The 17,473-nt window shown below is 58.5% G+C and carries 12 protein-coding genes; 4 read left to right on the forward strand and 8 right to left on the reverse strand.

Annotation, left to right across the window (positions count from 1 at the left end; translation table 11 throughout):
- The first annotated feature begins 74 nt into the window (after positions 1-74).
- Positions 75-386: a hypothetical protein gene (locus ACXPVS_RS09925; RefSeq protein WP_458509947.1), complete on the forward strand. Its 312-nt coding sequence runs from the start codon at positions 75-77 to the stop codon at positions 384-386.
- Positions 387-453: 67 nt separating this feature from the next.
- Here the strand turns inward: ACXPVS_RS09925 and ACXPVS_RS09930 are convergent, their stop codons facing one another.
- From ACXPVS_RS09930 to ACXPVS_RS09940, 3 genes are read right to left on the reverse strand one after another with little or no spacing between them, the layout of a single operon-like run.
- Positions 454-870: a T6SS amidase immunity protein Tai4 family protein gene (locus tag ACXPVS_RS09930; RefSeq protein WP_458509767.1), complete on the reverse strand. Its 417-nt coding sequence runs from the start codon at positions 868-870 to the stop codon at positions 454-456.
- Positions 867-1,439, reverse strand: a complete 573-nt coding sequence (locus ACXPVS_RS09935) for a type VI secretion system amidase effector protein Tae4 (RefSeq protein ID WP_458509768.1) — start codon at positions 1,437-1,439, stop codon at positions 867-869. The genes ACXPVS_RS09930 and ACXPVS_RS09935 overlap by 4 nt, the downstream gene beginning before the upstream one ends.
- Positions 1,439-2,011, reverse strand: a complete 573-nt coding sequence (locus tag ACXPVS_RS09940) for a PAAR domain-containing protein (RefSeq protein WP_458509769.1) — start codon at positions 2,009-2,011, stop codon at positions 1,439-1,441. The genes ACXPVS_RS09935 and ACXPVS_RS09940 overlap by 1 nt, the downstream gene beginning before the upstream one ends.
- Before the next feature lie 261 nt (positions 2,012-2,272).
- Between ACXPVS_RS09940 and ACXPVS_RS09945 the strand changes: the two genes are divergently transcribed.
- Positions 2,273-3,112: a 23S rRNA (adenine(2030)-N(6))-methyltransferase RlmJ gene (locus ACXPVS_RS09945; RefSeq protein WP_458509770.1), complete on the forward strand. Its 840-nt coding sequence runs from the start codon at positions 2,273-2,275 to the stop codon at positions 3,110-3,112.
- A gap of 44 nt (positions 3,113-3,156) precedes the next feature.
- Here the strand turns inward: ACXPVS_RS09945 and msrA are convergent, their stop codons facing one another.
- The 5 genes from msrA to aceE form a co-directional block, all read right to left on the reverse strand.
- Positions 3,157-3,804, reverse strand: coding sequence for a peptide-methionine (S)-S-oxide reductase MsrA (gene msrA / locus ACXPVS_RS09950; protein WP_458509771.1), 648 nt, complete (start codon positions 3,802-3,804; stop codon positions 3,157-3,159).
- Positions 3,805-3,873: 69 nt separating this feature from the next.
- Positions 3,874-6,567 (reverse strand): putative bifunctional diguanylate cyclase/phosphodiesterase, encoded by a 2,694-nt coding sequence (locus ACXPVS_RS09955; RefSeq protein ID WP_458509772.1) that lies wholly within the window; start codon positions 6,565-6,567, stop codon positions 3,874-3,876.
- Between the two features lie 193 nt (positions 6,568-6,760).
- A complete protein-coding gene (locus tag ACXPVS_RS09960; protein ID WP_458509773.1) occupies positions 6,761-8,155 on the reverse strand; it encodes an alkaline phosphatase D family protein in 1,395 nt (464 codons plus the stop codon).
- 281 nt (positions 8,156-8,436) lie between these two features.
- Complete coding sequence (aceF, locus tag ACXPVS_RS09965; RefSeq protein ID WP_458509774.1) at positions 8,437-10,407, reverse strand: dihydrolipoyllysine-residue acetyltransferase; 1,971 nt, start codon at positions 10,405-10,407, stop codon at positions 8,437-8,439.
- A gap of 11 nt (positions 10,408-10,418) precedes the next feature.
- Positions 10,419-13,064 (reverse strand): pyruvate dehydrogenase (acetyl-transferring), homodimeric type, encoded by a 2,646-nt coding sequence (gene aceE, locus ACXPVS_RS09970; RefSeq protein ID WP_458509775.1) that lies wholly within the window; start codon positions 13,062-13,064, stop codon positions 10,419-10,421.
- A gap of 383 nt (positions 13,065-13,447) precedes the next feature.
- Here aceE and glnE point away from each other — a divergent pair, with 383 nt between their 5' ends.
- Positions 13,448-16,387, forward strand: a complete 2,940-nt coding sequence (gene glnE / locus ACXPVS_RS09975; protein ID WP_458509776.1) for a bifunctional [glutamate--ammonia ligase]-adenylyl-L-tyrosine phosphorylase/[glutamate--ammonia-ligase] adenylyltransferase — start codon at positions 13,448-13,450, stop codon at positions 16,385-16,387.
- Positions 16,388-16,438: 51 nt separating this feature from the next.
- A complete protein-coding gene (waaF, locus tag ACXPVS_RS09980) occupies positions 16,439-17,473 on the forward strand; it encodes a lipopolysaccharide heptosyltransferase II (RefSeq protein WP_458509777.1) in 1,035 nt (344 codons plus the stop codon).

Consider the following 17,473-nt stretch of genomic DNA (forward strand, 5'->3'; position numbering starts at 1 on the left):
CGGGTCGCATCATGAGGTGCTGGCTCCAGAAAGAGTTCGGGAGCACAGCTTCGAGCATCAGATTTCGACTTGGAATGTGGGCTTCATGGAGCGCTTACGTAAAACCAACCCCCCACCTCCAAAGCCGTTTCATGGCGCTCACCAGCAATTGCGACGACATGCCAACCCTGTTCGTCGACACCCAAGCGCCGCTGGATGTTTTGTATGACGCTGCCAGCTACCGAATTCGCGCCGTCACCCAAGTGATGGAGAATTTGTCCATGCGCGGCTCGATCGAGTGCCAGTCCTTCATTCTTAGTGATTTTGCTTTGCTCTGCGCCATTCCGTTGCGGGATGGGTGTGATGTGCTGGATGTTCTTGGGCGGCGGTTGCGGGCTCGGCCGTAGCATCGGCATAAAGAGTGATCCTTCCTGCTTTGTTGTAGGAAGGATCGTCCTTATTAATTTTGCGGATCTACTTTGGCAAGTATTGATCCTGAGATTTAATGAATGCGGCGAATTCCTTGGAGTTGTAAACCTCCAAGCAACCATAAAAGACCATTTTTTTATCAGAATGCTTGCTGGCGGATGAAGTCTTTGTATAGGCATTGCTCATGTACTTCTCGGTTTCTGCATATGGGTCGTGTGTGACTTCGAGAGTGTCCTCGTTTTGAATGATGAGATGCTGACCTTTGCCCATAGACGAGTAGGCACCAATTGCAAGACCTATATCAGACTTTACTTCTGATTCGCCCTTGAATTGGCTGGAAATACAGTTGGCCAGCCCATAATTTTTAAGCATTTCTCGAGCCTTATCGATATCGATTTCAGCAGATATGGCTCGCCCAGAAATAAGTAGCAGGGCCAGAAAAATTAACCGCGAGCGTGTCATCCCTTCAACTCCCAAAAGTTTATTTTTTCAAGCTTTACCCGTGGATTGTCATAGGTATGGCTATCCTGCCTGTGGTAGTCACTGTCGTCGCCGGTCATGCTCCCGTTCCAAAGGGTTGCGTGGCCTGATGCGTCGCTCCATCCGGTGATCTCCATAACAATGACGCCCTTTTTGCCATTGATGAAGTCTGAATTATTTTGCGTCAGAGTATGATCGGGCTCGCCCCAGTTGTGTTTAAGGAAGGCAAGAAAATCTACTACTTTCATGATATAGGGAAGCTGGTCCGCTCCACTTAGCCGGTAAATGGGTTGGTTTTGTATGATTGTGCCTTTGGGGATTTTATACCCGCCGTAGTTGAATGCTCTGCTTATTCTCAAAGCGCAGGCATTCGCATAGGCATCAGGCTTTTCCACTCTTGCCGCTTCGACCCCGCCTCCGACAAGTCCATATACTTCAATTGAACCTTTATGGCCGACTTCTGCATAGGCGTTCCATAAGGTGCTGAAGCGAGGTCTTTTAACCGAGATGCTGGAGGATACACCGCCGGAATTGATGACAACTTGAGCCATTATGCTTCCCCTTCCATGTCAATGATTTCGCTTCCAAATGCGTTTGAAATGATGGCTACACCTTTGGTCCCTACAGTCCCAGTCAACGCTTTTTCGGTGGGGCCGCTGATGTTGACGGTAACCGTCTCGCCAGGCAAATAACCCGAGGTTTTCACATGAATATTCAAGTCGGTGTAAAACCGGGAAACTGACTCAACAGGCACCTGCGCATCACCATAAGATAAGGAAATGCCGGTGATGGTCTTCGGACGATCGAGGAGGGCGGTAATGCCTGAAAAATCTGCTTTGTTGTGTTCGGCTCCACCATATATAGATGACTGAGCGAACATTACGGTGTTGGATTGTGGAGGGCATCCGCAGGCGACGTAATCACCTTCCAGGGCAACCAATCCGGCAGGTAACGTAATGGTTCGGGGACCAACCGCGACAATGGGGCCTTGTCCTTTGCTGCAGGCAGGACAACTCGCCATGTGACCGATGGAAGATGTGCTCACCGCGCAATCGATGTTGATACCGACATTTCCCTCCAGTACGGAACCACCAGTCGACGTGGGTGCGCCGATACCAATCATTTTCCTTCCCATGTAAATCTCCATTTTACGGGCGTCAGGTCGGCTCGATCTTCGCACTCCTATGTACGCGCCACGATGGCTCGTCTTTGGCAAAATGTGACGTGATGTTGCTATCGCGAGAGCAAGATCAAAAGATCGCAGCCTTCGGCAGCTCCTATGGACGGTGGGGTTGCGATTGCAGCGCAAAATGTCCGCTCAGCCGTGAGGCCCTGACGTTCGCCGCCGTACAAGGTAAACTTCCCGCCCTTCGCAGGAGCAGCCATGAATTATCGTCACGCCTTCCATGCCGGCAATCACGCCGATGTGTTCAAACACCTGACTTTGACCCGCCTCATCGCTTTGATGTCGCGCAAAGAGCAGCCGTTTGCCTATCTCGACACTCACGCCGGCATTGGTCTGTACGACCTGCAGGGCGATCAGGCGAGCCGTACCGGTGAGTACCTGGAAGGTATTGCGCGTTTGTGGGATCAGCCGGATCTGCCGGCGTTGACCGCTGATTACATGAAGGTGCTGCACGACATGAACCCGGATGGCCAGTTGCGCTATTACCCGGGGTCGCCGGAGTTGGCGCGGCGTCTGACGCGGTCGCAGGATCGGGTGATGCTCAACGAGAAGCACCCGCAAGACGGTGTGTTGCTCAAGGACAATATGGCGGGCGACCGTCGGGTGAAGGTGCATCTGGGTGAAGGCTGGCATGTGCCGCGTGCGATGTTGCCGGTGCAGGAGAAGCGGGCGGTGATGTTGATTGATCCGCCGTTCGAGCAGCTGGATGAGATGCAGCGTTGTGCGGCGTCGCTGAAAGAGGCGATTGGCCGGATGCGGCAGACAGTGGTGGCGATCTGGTACCCGGTGAAGGACCCGCGCATGTTGCGTCGTTTTTATCAGGATTTGGCAGGCAGTGGCGCCCCGAAGTTGTTACGGGTCGAGTTGCTGGTGCATCCGCTGGATACGCCGAACAGTCTGAATGGCTCAGGGTTGGCGATTGCGAATCCGCCGTGGGGCCTGGAAGAGGAATTGCGTGAGTTGCTGCCGTGGCTGTCCACGAAGTTGGGGCAGACCCAAGCCGGCTGGCAGATGGATTGGTTGATTGCTGAAAGTTGACCGGTGATCGTTCCCACGCAGTGCTGGGAACGATCAGTTCGGTGTTAGATCGGGCAAGTCACGCCGGTACCGCCAATGCCGCAATACCCTTCAGGGTTCTTGGCCAGGTACTGCTGGTGATGAGCCTCGGCGAAGTAGACCGTCGGGGCTTCGTCGATTTCAGTGGTGATCGTGCCTTTGCCGGCCTTGGTCAACTCAGCCTGGAACACTTGCTCGCTGTGCTTGGCGGCCGCCAGTTGAGTTGGGTTGGTGGCGTAGATCACCGAGCGGTATTGGGTGCCGAGGTCGTTGCCCTGACGCATGCCTTGGGTCGGGTTGTGCAATTCCCAGAACATCTTCAGCAGTTCTTCGTAGCTGACTTTTGCCGGCTCATAGACTACCAGTACCACTTCGCTGTGGCCGGTCAGGCCCGAGCAGACTTCTTCATACGTCGGGTTCGGTGTAAAGCCGCCGGCGTAACCCACCGCCGTACTGACCACGCCTTCGCGCTGCCAGAACTTGCGTTCAGCGCCCCAGAAGCAGCCGAGGCCGAAGATCGCGAAATCCACGTCCATCGCGAACGGGCCCAGCAGCGGGGCGTCGTGGACGAAGTGTTTTTCCGGCAGGGTCATTGGGGTTTCACGGCCAGGCAGAGCTTGTTCTTTAGTTGGGAGCACGTTTTTGTTCACCAGGATTTCCGAGCGCAAGACCATGATCAGTCCCCTCAGTCAGGTTGAATGTAAATTGTCAGACACGCAGTTTGCCCGAGTGTTACACCGCTGTCAGGCGATCGGGCCACGCGGATAGCGCATGAGCTTCTCGATCAGCTCTACGCCGGGGATCGGACGGTCGAACAGGTAACCCTGGCCGACGTCGCAGCGATGACGGCGCAGGAAAGCCAACTGCTCGGCGGTTTCGATGCCTTCAGCCACGACCTTGAGTTTCAGGTTGTGGGCCATGGCGATCACCGCGGAGGTGATTTCCATGTCGTCCTGGTTGTCCGGGATTTCGTGGATGAAGCTTCGATCAATCTTAATGATGTCGATCGGGAATTTTTTCAAGTAACTGAGCGACGAGTAACCGGTGCCGAAGTCATCCATGGCCAGGGTCAGGCCCAGGCGCTTGAGCTGATCGAGCTGCAAGTGGGTGTCTTCGGTGGCTTCCAGCAGCAGGCCTTCGGTGAGTTCGAGTTCGAGCAGGTTTGCCGGCAGCGCTTCTTCTTTGAGAATGTTGGCGATGGACGACACCAGGTCCGGATCGGAGAACTGCTTGGGCGACAGGTTGATTGCCACCTGAAGATTGCCCAGGCCAGCGGCGGTCAGGTCTTTGCTCATGCGGCACGCCTGGCGGGCGATCCATTTGCCGATGGGGATGATCAAGCCGGTTTCTTCGGCGACGCTGATGAACTGGTCCGGGCGGATCATGCCTTTTTCCGGATGGTTCCAGCGCAGCAGAGCTTCCATCCCCAACAGGCGACCACTGCGCAGGCAGAGCTTGGGCTGATAGAAAACGTCCAGCTCGTTCTGGGTCAGCGCGCGACGCAGGTTGTTTTCGACGAACAGCTTGTAGCTGGCCTCGGCGTTCAGCGCTTCGGTGAACACTTGGACCTGATGTTTACCGTTGGCCTTGGCCTTGTGCAGTGCGAGGCCGGCGTTGCGCATCAGGGTTTGCGGGTCGCGACCGTGCAACGGCGCGCAGGCCAGGCCCACGGAGCCGGTGACGCTGATCAGCTGGTTGTCGACGAACATCGGCTTGTCGAGGGTCGCCAGCAATTGATTGGCGATCAGTTGGCCCGCACGCAGGTCGGTGTTGTCCAGTAACACGGCGAATTCGTTACTGGCGAACCGCGCCAGGCTGCCACTCGGGCTCAGGCTGTTGCGCAGGCGTCGGGCCAGGCTGATCAACAGTTTGTCGCCGGTCTGGTGGCCGAGGCTGTCGTTGATCCGCTTGAAGTTGTCGATGTCCACCAGCAACAAGCTGATCGGGGTATCGCTGTCTCGGGCGAAACGTTCATCAAGGTTGCGGATGAAGGCCGGGCGGTTGCCGAGGTTGGTCAGGTTGTCAGTGTAAGCCAGACGCTCGATGCGCTGCTGAGCGAGCTTGGTCTGGGTGATGTCTTCGTAGATGCCGATGTAATGCGTCAGCTCGCGGTTGTCGCCGTAAACCTTGGAAATCGACAACTGGCCCCAGTAGGGTTCGAGGTTTTTGCGGCGGCTTTTGAACTCACCTTGCCAGCTGTTGCTCATGGCCAGTGCCGAGGGCGCGTCGAACAGCAACTCGCTGAGGTTTTCCAGTGCCGGCAGTTCCGACAGGCGCTGGCCGTGGACTTCTTCGGTGGTGTACTGGGTGATCGCGGTGAAGCTCGGGTTGACGTACTCCACCACACCATCGCAATTAACCAGCAAAAAGGCGTTGGCGCTTTGCTCTACCGCACGCTGGAACAGGTGCAGGGCACTGGTGGCGGTGCGGCGGTTGTGGTTGTTGATGACTTGGGCAAACTGATCCGCCAATTCACCGGCGAAAGCAATTTCGTCCGATTGCCAGGCGCGGGTCGTACCGATCTGCTCCAGGCAGAGTACGCCGACCACTTGGCCATCGACGCGGATGCTGGCGTCGAGCATCGCATTCACATCGCGTGGGCGCAGGTGTTCGGCCATTTCCCGGGTGCGCGGGTCGCGCATGGCGTTGTGGGCGTCGATGGCGCGGCCGGTCTGCAAGGCTTCCACGTAGTCGGGAAAGATACTGACGTCGATCGGCTCCGGCAGCAGGTATTCCTGGCTGGCGCGGTGATAGGCCGAAATCGGCACGAGCAGTGAACCTTCAAGGTTCCACAGGCTGGCGCAGTTGATCTCGTAAATATCACAGGCACTGCGAGTGATCAGCTCGGCAGCTTCTTGCAGCGAGTTGTTGCTGCTGTAGCGCTGGCGGGTCAGCAGCAGGATCAAGTCTTGCTGGGCGCGCACTCGTTCCAGGTGCAGGAGCTGTTCCTGCTGGGCGCGCTGATTGAGCTCCAGGGCGATTTGCAGGCGAGAGTTCTGGGTTTCGAGGTCCAGGGCCGGCAGCAGTTGCTCGCCGTCGAAAAGGTCGTCGACCACCAGCAGATAGCCGCGCAGCAGGTGGCGATTGTGTTGTTTGTAGGCTTCGCCCAGCTCCAGCAGGTTCAAGGCGCCTGCGGTGGTGTGCAGGGTGTAGCGGATCAGGTAATGCGGGCTTTCGGTGAGTTGTTGCTGAATCGCGTCATGCAGCTGATAGCGCGCTTCGGGCTCCATCAGGCAGGCGTAGGGCGAGCCGACCAGAGCACAGAGCTCCACAGCCGGCATGCCGAACTGTCGCTCGCAATTGGGATCGAGAAACAGCAGCGCCCAACTCGCTTCATTCAGCCGTTCGAAACGAAGCATGCCGAGCCGCGAGGGCACAGGCAACTGCGTCACTACCTCGGCCACCATACGGCTGGCGGCATCGGGTTGGCTCTTCATATGGAGGGAAACTCGCTTCGAATAGGCTGATCGCGCCGGGCTCTCGCCCTCTTTACTGTTACCTGCGGCAAGGTTGCATCATTGCAACACTGACTGACAAGAGACATGAAGGCCAAGTGCTATAAGAATATGTCGGCAGGCGCGAAGAATTCTCCAGCTAACGACCGAAACTAATGCATTTGGCCCTTAAGGCTCAACGTAGCGGGAGGCTGGTCGAGTGCAAAAAGTTGCCGTCCCGGTCGTGATAACTGACTCGAACCTGTTCAGCATCGACGATCAGATGGGCAAAGTTGTCCTGGCTGACCACCTGACTGGTCAGTTCAGGCTGGTAGTCGCCGGCGACTGTTCGCGCCAATGGTTGATCGAGGATGAAGGTGGATGCCTTGGCGTAAGGCAGCAGTTTGCTGTTGCACAAGGGGGAGGAGACGATGGTGTGCACCTCGAAGTCCGGGTCCTCGTTGTGGGTCAGGCGACTGGTCAGGGAGCCATGGACATCACCGGAAACAAAGAAGACGTTCTTGATGCGGTGTGTACGGATCGTCTCCAGCAGCCGCAGACGTTGTTCGGGAAAGGCCTTCCACGCGTCGTCGCCATGGGCTTTGCGGTCGGGGTAGAACATCACGCTGGTGACCACGAACTTCACCCTGGCCGGGCTGTGAATCAGCCATTTGCACAAAGCTTGTTCCTGCTCTTCGTCGAGGATGCGCCGATCACTGGTCGACAAGTTGCGTCGGGTTCGACTGTCAGTGACAAACCATTCGATATCGCCTTCGACGAATTGATACCAATAGTGCTCCAGTTTTTTATTTATTTGCCCGTCAGCAAGAAGTTCATGCGCCGGGCTATGGCTGGCTTGATACAACTCATACGCCGCGATGGCGTTCTTGTATAAGTAGGCGTCGGCCTTGCTTTTGTTGGCGGGCCAATTATCTTCAATTTCGTGATCGTCGAGGATCATGTAAGTCGGCACGCTGGACATTAACTTGGCAATATTGGGTTGGGAAAAAGCCGTTCGGTACTTACTGAGTATCTCCTTGTACTCCCGGTCGGGCGCAATGACGTTCAGGTCATCGACATAGATTTGATCGCCAGTCATCAACATGGCGCTGATGGGCGGTTCGGCTTGCTGCGCCAGACGCGTGATCGAGGCGAAGATCCGATCCCCTGCATGCGGCGCAGACGGGACGCCAGCGGTCATGCGCAGGTAACGACATGACCCGACGATATAGGCCCGTGAAATCGTGGCTTCGCTGGACTGCGTGCGAAACCGGTAGAGCGCGCGCGGCCATTGCAGCGGCAGTTCCTGAACCGTGTCCACCGTGTGCACCGGGCTCATCGTGCTGAACCAGCCGGCCTGGTATTCGTACTCGGTATCGGGGGCAAGGTCGTTGAGCGCAATCACATCGGACATATCACGCAAGATCGTCAACTTTGCAAATACACTGTGGGACCATCGCTCTTCGCCGAGTCGGCGATAACGAACACCTGCAAATACCGGTGCATTGCTTTGACGTTCGCCGCGCAAGAAGATACGTGTGTGGTTAGTTTCAGTGTGGCCAATAATAGGGCCAACAGTCGGTTTGAACATGTTCGAATCCATTCGAAGTAATGCTAACTAAGCATAATAAGTTGATAAAGCTTCTGGTGCTAATTAGTTGAACTAAGCTTAGTTATTGGCTCGCGAAAAATATCGAGAAGAAGTGGACTTGAGTTGTGGGCGACGTAAGCCGCGAATGTAGGAAAGGGGTGTTGGGTGACTTTCTTGCTGGCAAAAAAAGCCCCGCCAAACTGGCGGGGTTGAGGTACGAGCGTGGCGCTCGGAAAACGTGGAGCGCGATGGGCCCTCCGGTGAAGGAGGGCCGATCGGTGTTACAGCAGGATGGTGCGGATGTCCGCCAGCAGGTCGCTCAGACGCTTGGTGAAGCGTGCAGCAGCGGCGCCGTTGATCACACGGTGATCGTAGGACAGCGACAGTGGCAGCATCAGTTTCGGCTGGAAGGCTTTGCCGTCCCAGACGGGCTGGATGGTTGCCTTGGAAACACCGAGGATCGCCACTTCCGGCGCGTTGACGATCGGCGTGAAGCCGGTGCCGCCAATGTGGCCGAGGCTGGAAATGGTGAAGCAAGCGCCTTGCATGTCGTCAGCGGTGAGCTTTTTGTCGCGGGCTTTGGCGGCCAGCAAAGCGGCTTCGGCTGCCAGTTGCAACAGGCTCTTCTGATCGACGTTCTTGATGACCGGTACCAGCAGGCCTTCAGGGGTGTCGACGGCGAAGCCGATGTTCACGTACTTCTTGCGGATGATCGCCTTGCCACTTGGTGCCAGCGAACTGTTGAAGTCCGGCAGTTCCTTGAGCAGGTGCGCGCAGGACTTGAGCAGCAGCGGCAGGATGGTCAGCTTGACGCCAGCCTTCTCTGCAACGGCTTTCTGAGCGATACGGAACGCTTCCAGATCGGTGATATCAGCCGAATCGAACTGAGTCACGTGCGGAATGTTCAGCCAGCTGCGATGCAGGCTCGACGCGCCGATTTGCATCAGGCGGGTCATCGGCACTTCTTCGGTTTCACCGAAGCGGCTGAAGTCCACGACCGGAATTGGCGGGATACCCGCGCCGCCGGTTGCGCCAGCAGCAGCGGCCGGTGCTTCCTTGGCCTTGTGCATCATGGCTTTGACGTAAACCTGCACGTCTTCTTTCAGGATGCGACCGTGCGGACCACTGGCGCCGACGGCGTTCAGCTCGACGCCGAATTCACGGGCCAGTTGGCGTACAGCCGGGCCAGCATGAACCTTGGCGCCCGGCTTGGCCGATGCCGCAGCAGGTGCGGCCGGAGCCGGGGCGGCGACTGCAGGAGTCGCTTCAGCCTTGGCCGCCGCAGGTGCTGATGCAGCCGCGGCCGGAGCCTTGGCAGCAGCAGACGCAACGCCTTTGACTTTCAGCTTCAGAATCAGGTCGCCGGTACCGACTTCGTCATCCAGCTTGATGGAAACGCTTTCCACCACGCCGGCGGCCGGCGATGGAATTTCCATGCTCGCCTTGTCGGATTCCAGGGTGATCAGCGACTGATCAGCTTCAACGGTATCGCCGGCCTTGACCAGGACTTCGATGATCTTGGCCTTGCCCGAAGAGCCAATGTCCGGGACATGAATGTCCTGAACGCTGTCAGCAACCGGTGCAGCCGGAGCTGCAGCGGCTGGCGCTGGAGCTGCGGCAGCAGGTGCCGCCGCCTGAGCTGGCGCGGCCGCAGCGGGTGCCGCGGCACCTGCCACTTTCAACGCCAGGATCAGGTCGCCAGTACCGACTTCGTCGTTGAGCTTGACGCTGATGCTTTCGACCACGCCAGCAGCAGGCGATGGGATTTCCATGCTGGCCTTGTCGGACTCCAGGGTGATCAGCGACTGATCAGCCTCGACGGTGTCGCCGACCTTGACCTGGATCTCGATGATCTGGGCCTTGCCCGACGAACCGATGTCCGGCACGTGCACTTGCTGAGTGGTGGCAGCAGCAGGCGCGGCAGCTGGAGCCGCAGCGGCAGGCGCCGCCGCCGGTTTCGCTTCGGCTTTGGCAGCCGGCGCAGCGGCAGCGGTTGCCGCAGGGGCCGCAGCAGCGGCACCTTCGACTTCCAGCTCCAGCAGTTCGTCGCCTTCTTTCAGGCGATCGCCCAGCTTCACTTTCAGGCTTTTGACGATGCCGGCCTTGGGCGCAGGAATTTCCATGCTCGCCTTGTCCGACTCAAGCGTCAGGATGCTCTGGTCGGCTTCGATGCGGTCGCCGACCTTCACAAATAGTTCGATTACTTCACCTTCACCGCTGCCGATGTCAGGTACGCGAATGAGTTCGCTCACAGAGTGTCTCCTCAGCAGTCCAGTGGGTTGCGTTTTTCCGGGTTGATCCCGAACTTGACGATGGCTTCAGCCACCACCTTAGGTTCGATATCACCACGGTCAGCCAAGGCTTCCAAGGCTGCCAACACCACGAAATGACGGTCGACTTCGAAGAAGTGACGCAGCTTTTTGCGGCTGTCACTGCGGCCGAAACCGTCGGTGCCCAGGACTTTGAATTCCTTGGACGGGACCCACTGACGAATTTGCTCAGCGAACAGCTTCATGTAGTCGGTAGACGCGATGACCGGACCTTGACGGCCGTTCAGGCACTCTTCGACATAGCTCAGTTTAGGCTTCTGGCCCGGGTGCAGACGGTTGCTGCGCTCTACGGCCAGGCCGTCGCGACGCAGTTCGTTGAAGCTGGTAACGCTCCACACGTCAGCGCCGACGTTGAACTGTTCACGCAGGATTTTCGCCGCTTCGCGAACTTCGCGCAGGATGGTGCCGGAGCCCATCAGTTGAACGTGGTGCGCCGCTTCGCGGGTGTCTTCCTCGAGCAGGTACATGCCCTTGATGATGCCTTCCTCGACACCGGCCGGCATGGCTGGCTGCTGATAGGACTCGTTCATCACGGTGATGTAGTAGAAAACGTCCTGTTGCTCTTCGGTCATCTTCTTCATGCCGTCCTGGATGATCACCGCCAGCTCGTAGCCGTAGGTTGGATCAAAGGTGCGGCAGTTCGGGATGGTGCCGGCCAGGATGTGGCTGTGACCATCTTCGTGTTGCAGGCCTTCGCCGTTCAGCGTGGTCCGGCCGGCGGTGCCGCCGATCAGGAAACCACGGGTACGGCTGTCGCCAGCGGCCCAGGCGAGGTCGCCGATACGCTGGAAGCCGAACATCGAGTAGAAGATGTAGAACGGCAGCATTGGCTGGTTGTGGCTGGAGTACGAAGTACCGGCAGCGATGAAGGAGCTCATGGCGCCCGCTTCGTTGATGCCTTCTTCGAGAATCTGGCCCTTCTTGTCTTCTTTGTAGAACATCACCTGGTCTTTATCGACTGGCTCATAGAGCTGGCCGACGGAGGAGTAGATGCCCAATTGACGGAACATGCCTTCCATACCGAAGGTACGGGCTTCGTCCGGGATGATCGGGACGATGCGCGAGCCGATTTCCTTGTCCTTGACCAGTTGCGCGAGGATCCGCACGAACGCCATGGTGGTGGAAATTTCACGGTCGCCCGAACCATCAAGAATGGCCTTGAGGGTATCGAGGGGCGGCGTCGGTATGCTGATGCTCTTCGCTCGACGCTGTGGCACGAAACCGCCCAGTGCAGTGCGGCGCTCGCTCAGGTAGCGGGCTTCGGCGCTGTTTGGTTCTGGCTTGAAGAACGGCAGGTTCTCCAGCTCTTCGTCTTTGACCGGAATGTCGAAACGATCGCGGAACAGCTTCAGGCTTTCAACATCAACTTTCTTGGTGTTGTGCGCGGTGTTCTTCGCTTCGCCGGCACCGGTGCCATAACCTTTGATGGTCTTGGCCAGGATGACGGTCGGTTGTTCTTTGTGGTTGACCGCTTCGTGGTACGCCGCGTAGACCTTGTACGGGTCGTGACCGCCACGGTTGAGTTTCCAGATTTCGTCGTCGGACAAGTCTTCAACCATCGCCTTGAGTTCTGGCGAGTTGAAAAAGTGTTCACGAACGAACGCGCCGTCTTTGGCTTTGTAGTTCTGGTACTCGCCGTCGATGACTTCGTCCATGCGGCGTTGCAGGATACCGTCGACGTCTTTGGCCAACAGTGGGTCCCAGAAACGGCCCCAGATGACTTTGGTCACGTTCCACTGAGCACCGCGGAACACGCCTTCGAGTTCCTGGATGATCTTGCCGTTGCCGCGAACCGGGCCATCAAGGCGCTGCAGGTTGCAGTTAATAACGAAGATCAGGTTGTCGAGCTTCTCGCGGCCAGCCAGCGAGATCGCGCCCAGGGATTCCGGCTCGTCGCACTCGCCATCGCCCAGGAAACACCAGACTTTTTGCTTGCCTTCGGGGATAAAGCCACGCGCTTCCAGGTACTTCATGAAGCGTGCCTGGTAGATCGCCTGGATCGGGCCCAGACCCATGGATACGGTCGGGAACTGCCAGAAATCAGGCATCAGCCAAGGGTGCGGGTAGGACGACAGGCCCTGACCGTCGACTTCCTGACGGAAGTTGTTCATTTGGTCTTCGGTGATGCGGCCTTCCATGAACGCACGGGCGTAAACGCCTGGCGAGGTGTGACCCTGGAAGTAGATCAGGTCGCCGCCGTGTTCGTCGGTCGGGGCCTGGAAGAAATAGTTGAAGCCGATGTCGTACAGGGTTGCGCTGGAGGCGAAGCTGGAGATGTGACCGCCCAGGTCAGAATCTTTCAGGTTCGTACGCATCACCATGGCCATCGCGTTCCAGCGTACCAACGAGCGAATGCGGCGTTCCATGAACAGGTCGCCAGGCATGCGTGCTTCGTGGGTAACAGGAATGGTGTTGCGGTATGGCGTGGTGATGGCGTAAGGCAATTGCGAACCGCTGCGGGTCGCCAATTCGCCCATACGGGTCATCAGATAGTGAGCGCGGTCTTCGCCTTCTTTGTCGAGAACCGATTCCAGGGCGTCCAGCCATTCCTGGGTTTCGACGGGATCGAGGTCTTGCATGGCTTGCTCCAGGGCGGAAAGGCTTCCAGAATCGGTTGCCTGAGTTTGCGACTGGCCTTGTGGGCAGACGATATAAATTCTTGGATTGCCGAGAGGTTGTTCCGGCGGCGTGTAGTTTTACTACAAATCATCGGGCATTTCAGCCTTTCGAATGTATATACGAGTAGTAAAACTACAGATGAGCGGCTTGTGGCCTCCCGCTGCGTTGTGAGAATAATCGTTAAGGTTGGTCTTTTGCCAACCAGAAAAGGTGAAAGCTTGATGCTGTCTGCCAAAAATAAAGAAATTTCAGCTATTTCTAACCTTTGTTCGACAGTCGGTCACGTAGTGCGTTCTCGCCAATCACTACATACAGCCCTCTACACGCCGATCAAGGATAGACCATGAGCCTCCCTTCGCTTGCAGAACTGCCTGGCATCCTCCTGCCGTTTGTCACCCGCGCCGAGCAGTCGTTCCGTGCGTCCGTCGCCGGGTTGGACGACGACCATGGCCTGGCCGGCTGGACGCCTGAGCGCTGGGCGCAATTCGCCCGCGTCACCGCTGCCAGCGACTTCGTGATTGAACAAAGTGTCCGTGACCCATTGATGTTGCTGGAGCTGGTGCAGTCCGGTGAGCTGGACCGAAGTTTTGCTCCCGGCGAGCTGTGCGCACAGATTGCAGCAGCGGTGACTTCAGCAGAAAACGAAGACGGGCTCGGTCGCGCGCTGCGTCGTCAACGTACCCGTCATCAAGTGCGGATCATCTGGCGCGACCTGACTCGTCAGTGTGATCTGATCCAGACCTGCCGCGACCTCTCGGACATGGCCGATGCCAGCATCGATCAGGCCTATCAGTGGTTGTATTCACGGCATTGCCAGCAGTTCGGCGTGCCGACTGGCCGGCGCAGCGGCGAGCCGCAGCAAATGGTCATTCTCGGCATGGGCAAGCTCGGCGCGGTGGAGCTCAACTTGTCGTCGGACATCGACCTGATCTTCGCCTATCCCGAGGGCGGCGAAACCGTTGGTGTAAAGCGCTCGCTGGATAACCAGGAATTCTTCATTCGTCTCGGCCAGCGCCTGATCAAGGCCCTGGACCCGATGACCGTCGACGGTTTTGTATTTCGCGTCGACATGCGCCTGCGGCCTTACGGTTCGGCCGGCGCATTGGTGCTGAGCTTCAACGCGCTGGAGCAGTATTACCAGGACCAGGGCCGTGACTGGGAACGCTACGCGATGATCAAGTCGCGGGTGGTGGCCGGTGATCAAGTGGCCGGTGCGCAATTGCAAGACATGCTGCGGCCGTTCGTTTACCGGCGTTACCTCGACTTCTCGGCCATCGAAGCGTTGCGCACCATGAAGCAACTGATCCAGCAGGAAGTCCGGCGCAAGGGCATGGCCGACAACATCAAACTCGGCTCCGGTGGCATTCGTGAAGTCGAATTTATCGCCCAGGCATTCCAGTTGATCCACGGTGGCCGCGACCTGAGCTTGCAGCAACGACCTCTATTAAAAGTACTGAGCACGCTGGAAGGTCAGGGTTACCTGCCGCCGGCGGTGATCAGCGAACTGCGCGAAGGCTACGAATTCCTGCGTTACACCGAGCACGCGATCCAGGCGATCGCCGACCGCCAGACTCAGATGCTGCCGGACGGCGCCCAGGATCAGGCGCGCATCGCCTTTATGTTGGGTTTCGACGACTGGACGGCGTTTCATGAGCAGTTGATGTATTGGCGCGGTCGAGTGGCGTGGCACTTCGGTCAGGTGATTGCCGACCCCGACGAAGAGGACGGCACCGAAAGCGAAGTGGTGGTCGGCGGCGAATGGCTGCCGCTGTGGGAAGAGGCTCAGGATGAAGAGGCCGCGTGCCGTCAGTTGGAAGAGGGCGGCTTTGTCGATGCCTCCAAGGCGTTGAAGGCCTTGGCTGGCTTGCGCAGCAGTCCGCAATTGCGCGCGATGCAGCGCTTGGGGCGTGAGCGACTTGATGCCTTTATTCCGCGGTTGCTGGCTCAGGCCGTGGAGCACGCCAATCCGGATCTGGTGCTGGAAAGAGTATTGCCGCTGGTGGAAGCCGTGGCCCGTCGTTCCGCGTATTTGGTGTTGCTGACCGAGAATCCCGGCGCGCTGCGACGTTTGTTGACCTTGTGCGCCGCGAGCCCGTGGATCGCCGAACAAATCACCCGCTTCCCGCTGCTGCTCGACGAATTGCTCAACGAAGGCCGGCTGTTCAAACCGCCACTGGCGCCGGAACTGGCCGCCGAGTTGCGCGAGCGTTTGACGCGGATCCCCGAAGACGACCTCGAGCAGCAAATGGAAGCCCTGCGACATTTCAAGCTGGCGCACCGCTTGCGCGTCGCCGCTTCGGAAATTGCCGGCAGCCTGCCGTTGATGAAGGTCAGTGACTACCTGACGTGGCTCGCCGAAGCGATCCTGGAACAAGTGCTGGCTCTGGCCTGGCGCCAGACCGTGGCCAAATACGGTACGCCGCTGCGTCCCGACGGCACCTTGTGTGATCCTGGCTTCATCATTGTCGGTTACGGCAAAGTCGGTGGTCTGGAGCTAGGGCATGGTTCGGACCTGGACCTGGTGTTCATCCACGATGGCGACCCGCAGGCGGAAACCGACGGGCCGAAGCCTATCGACGGCGCGCAATTCTTTACTCGGCTGGGCCAGCGGATCATTCACTTGCTCACGGCCCAGACCAACTCTGGTCAGCTGTATGAGGTGGACATGCGTCTGCGTCCGTCCGGCGCGTCGGGGTTGCTGGTGAGTTCGCTCGGTGCGTTTGCCCGGTATCAGGAAAATGAAGCCTGGACCTGGGAGCATCAGGCGCTGGTGCGGGCGCGGGTGCTGGTGGGCAGCCCGGACGTCGGCCAGGCGTTCGAGAAAGTCCGCGCAGCGGTATTGGGCACGCCGCGTGACCTGGCGACCTTGCGCCAGGAGGTCAGCGAGATGCGCGCTAAAATGCGCGATAACCTTGGCAGCAAGAGCACCGCGGCCGGCACCGGAGCAAATGCCTTTGAGGCCACGGCGCCGTTCGATCTCAAGCAGGACGCCGGAGGTATCGTCGATATTGAATTTATGGTGCAATACGCGGCCCTGGCGTGGTCCGAGTCACACCCGTCATTGCTGCGCTGGACTGACAATATCCGCATTCTGGAAGGGCTGGAGGAGGAAGGGCTGATGCCCGCCGAAGACGCCAGCCTGTTGCGCGAGGCCTATAAAGCCTACCGCTCCGCCGCTCACCGGCAGGCCTTGCAGAAGGACGCCGGGGTGATACCGGGCGACCAGTTCGTGGACGAACGACGGCAGGTAGTGCGGATCTGGCGCGAGCTGGGGCTAAGCTGATTCTCGAGACGGGGAGGCATAAAGCCTCCCCGGCTCGTTTATGGAAACCACATGAAAATTCTGATCGTTGGGCCCAGTTGGGTCGGTGACATGGTGATGGCGCAGACACTGTTTCAGTGTCTCAAGCAGCGCCACCCGCAATGCGAAATCGACGTGCTGGCCCCCGAGTGGAGCCGGCCGATTCTTGAGCGCATGCCCCAAGTGCGTCAGGCCTTGAGCTTTCCGCTCGGCCACGGCGCGCTCGAGTTGGCGACCCGTCGACGCATCGGCAAATCCCTGGCCGGCCAGTACGATCAGGCGATCCTGCTGCCCAATTCCCTGAAGTCGGCATTGGTGCCGTTCTTCGCCCGCATTGCGAAACGTACCGGCTGGCGTGGCGAGTTCCGCTACGGCCTGCTCAATGACGTGCGCACGCTGGATAAAGAACGTTACCCACTGATGATCGAACGCTTCATGGCCCTGGCCTACGAGCCGGGCGCCGAGCTGCCGACACCTTATCCACGGCCGAGTCTGCAAATCGACCCGGTCACTCGCGAGGCGGCAATGGCCAAGTTCGGCCTGGCCCTCGACCGCCCGGTGTTGGCGCTGTGCCCTGGTGCCGAGTTTGGCGAGTCCAAGCGCTGGCCGTCCGAGCACTATGCCAAGGTTGCCGAAGCGAAGATCCGTGAAGGCTGGCAAGTCTGGCTGTTCGGTTCGAAAAACGATCACGCCGTCGGCGAAGACATCCGCTCACGGCTGATTCCCGGTCTGCGTGAAGAGTCGGTGAACCTCAGTGGCGGCACCTCCCTGGCCGAAGCCATCGACCTGATGTCCTGCGCTGACGCGGTGGTGTCCAACGACTCCGGCCTGATGCACGTCGGCGCTGCGCTGAATCGCCCGTTGGTGGCAGTCTACGGCTCGACGTCGCCGGGTTTCACGCCGCCACTGGCCGAGCACGTCGAGATCGTGCGCCTGGGCATCGAATGCAGTCCCTGCTTCGATCGCACGTGCCGCTTCGGTCATTACAACTGCCTGCGCCAGCTCATGCCGCAATCGGTGAACGAAGCCTTGCAGCGTTTGCAGGGCACTGTGGTCGAGGTCAAATAG

The organism is Pseudomonas sp. Ma2-10, from assembly GCF_054330215.1.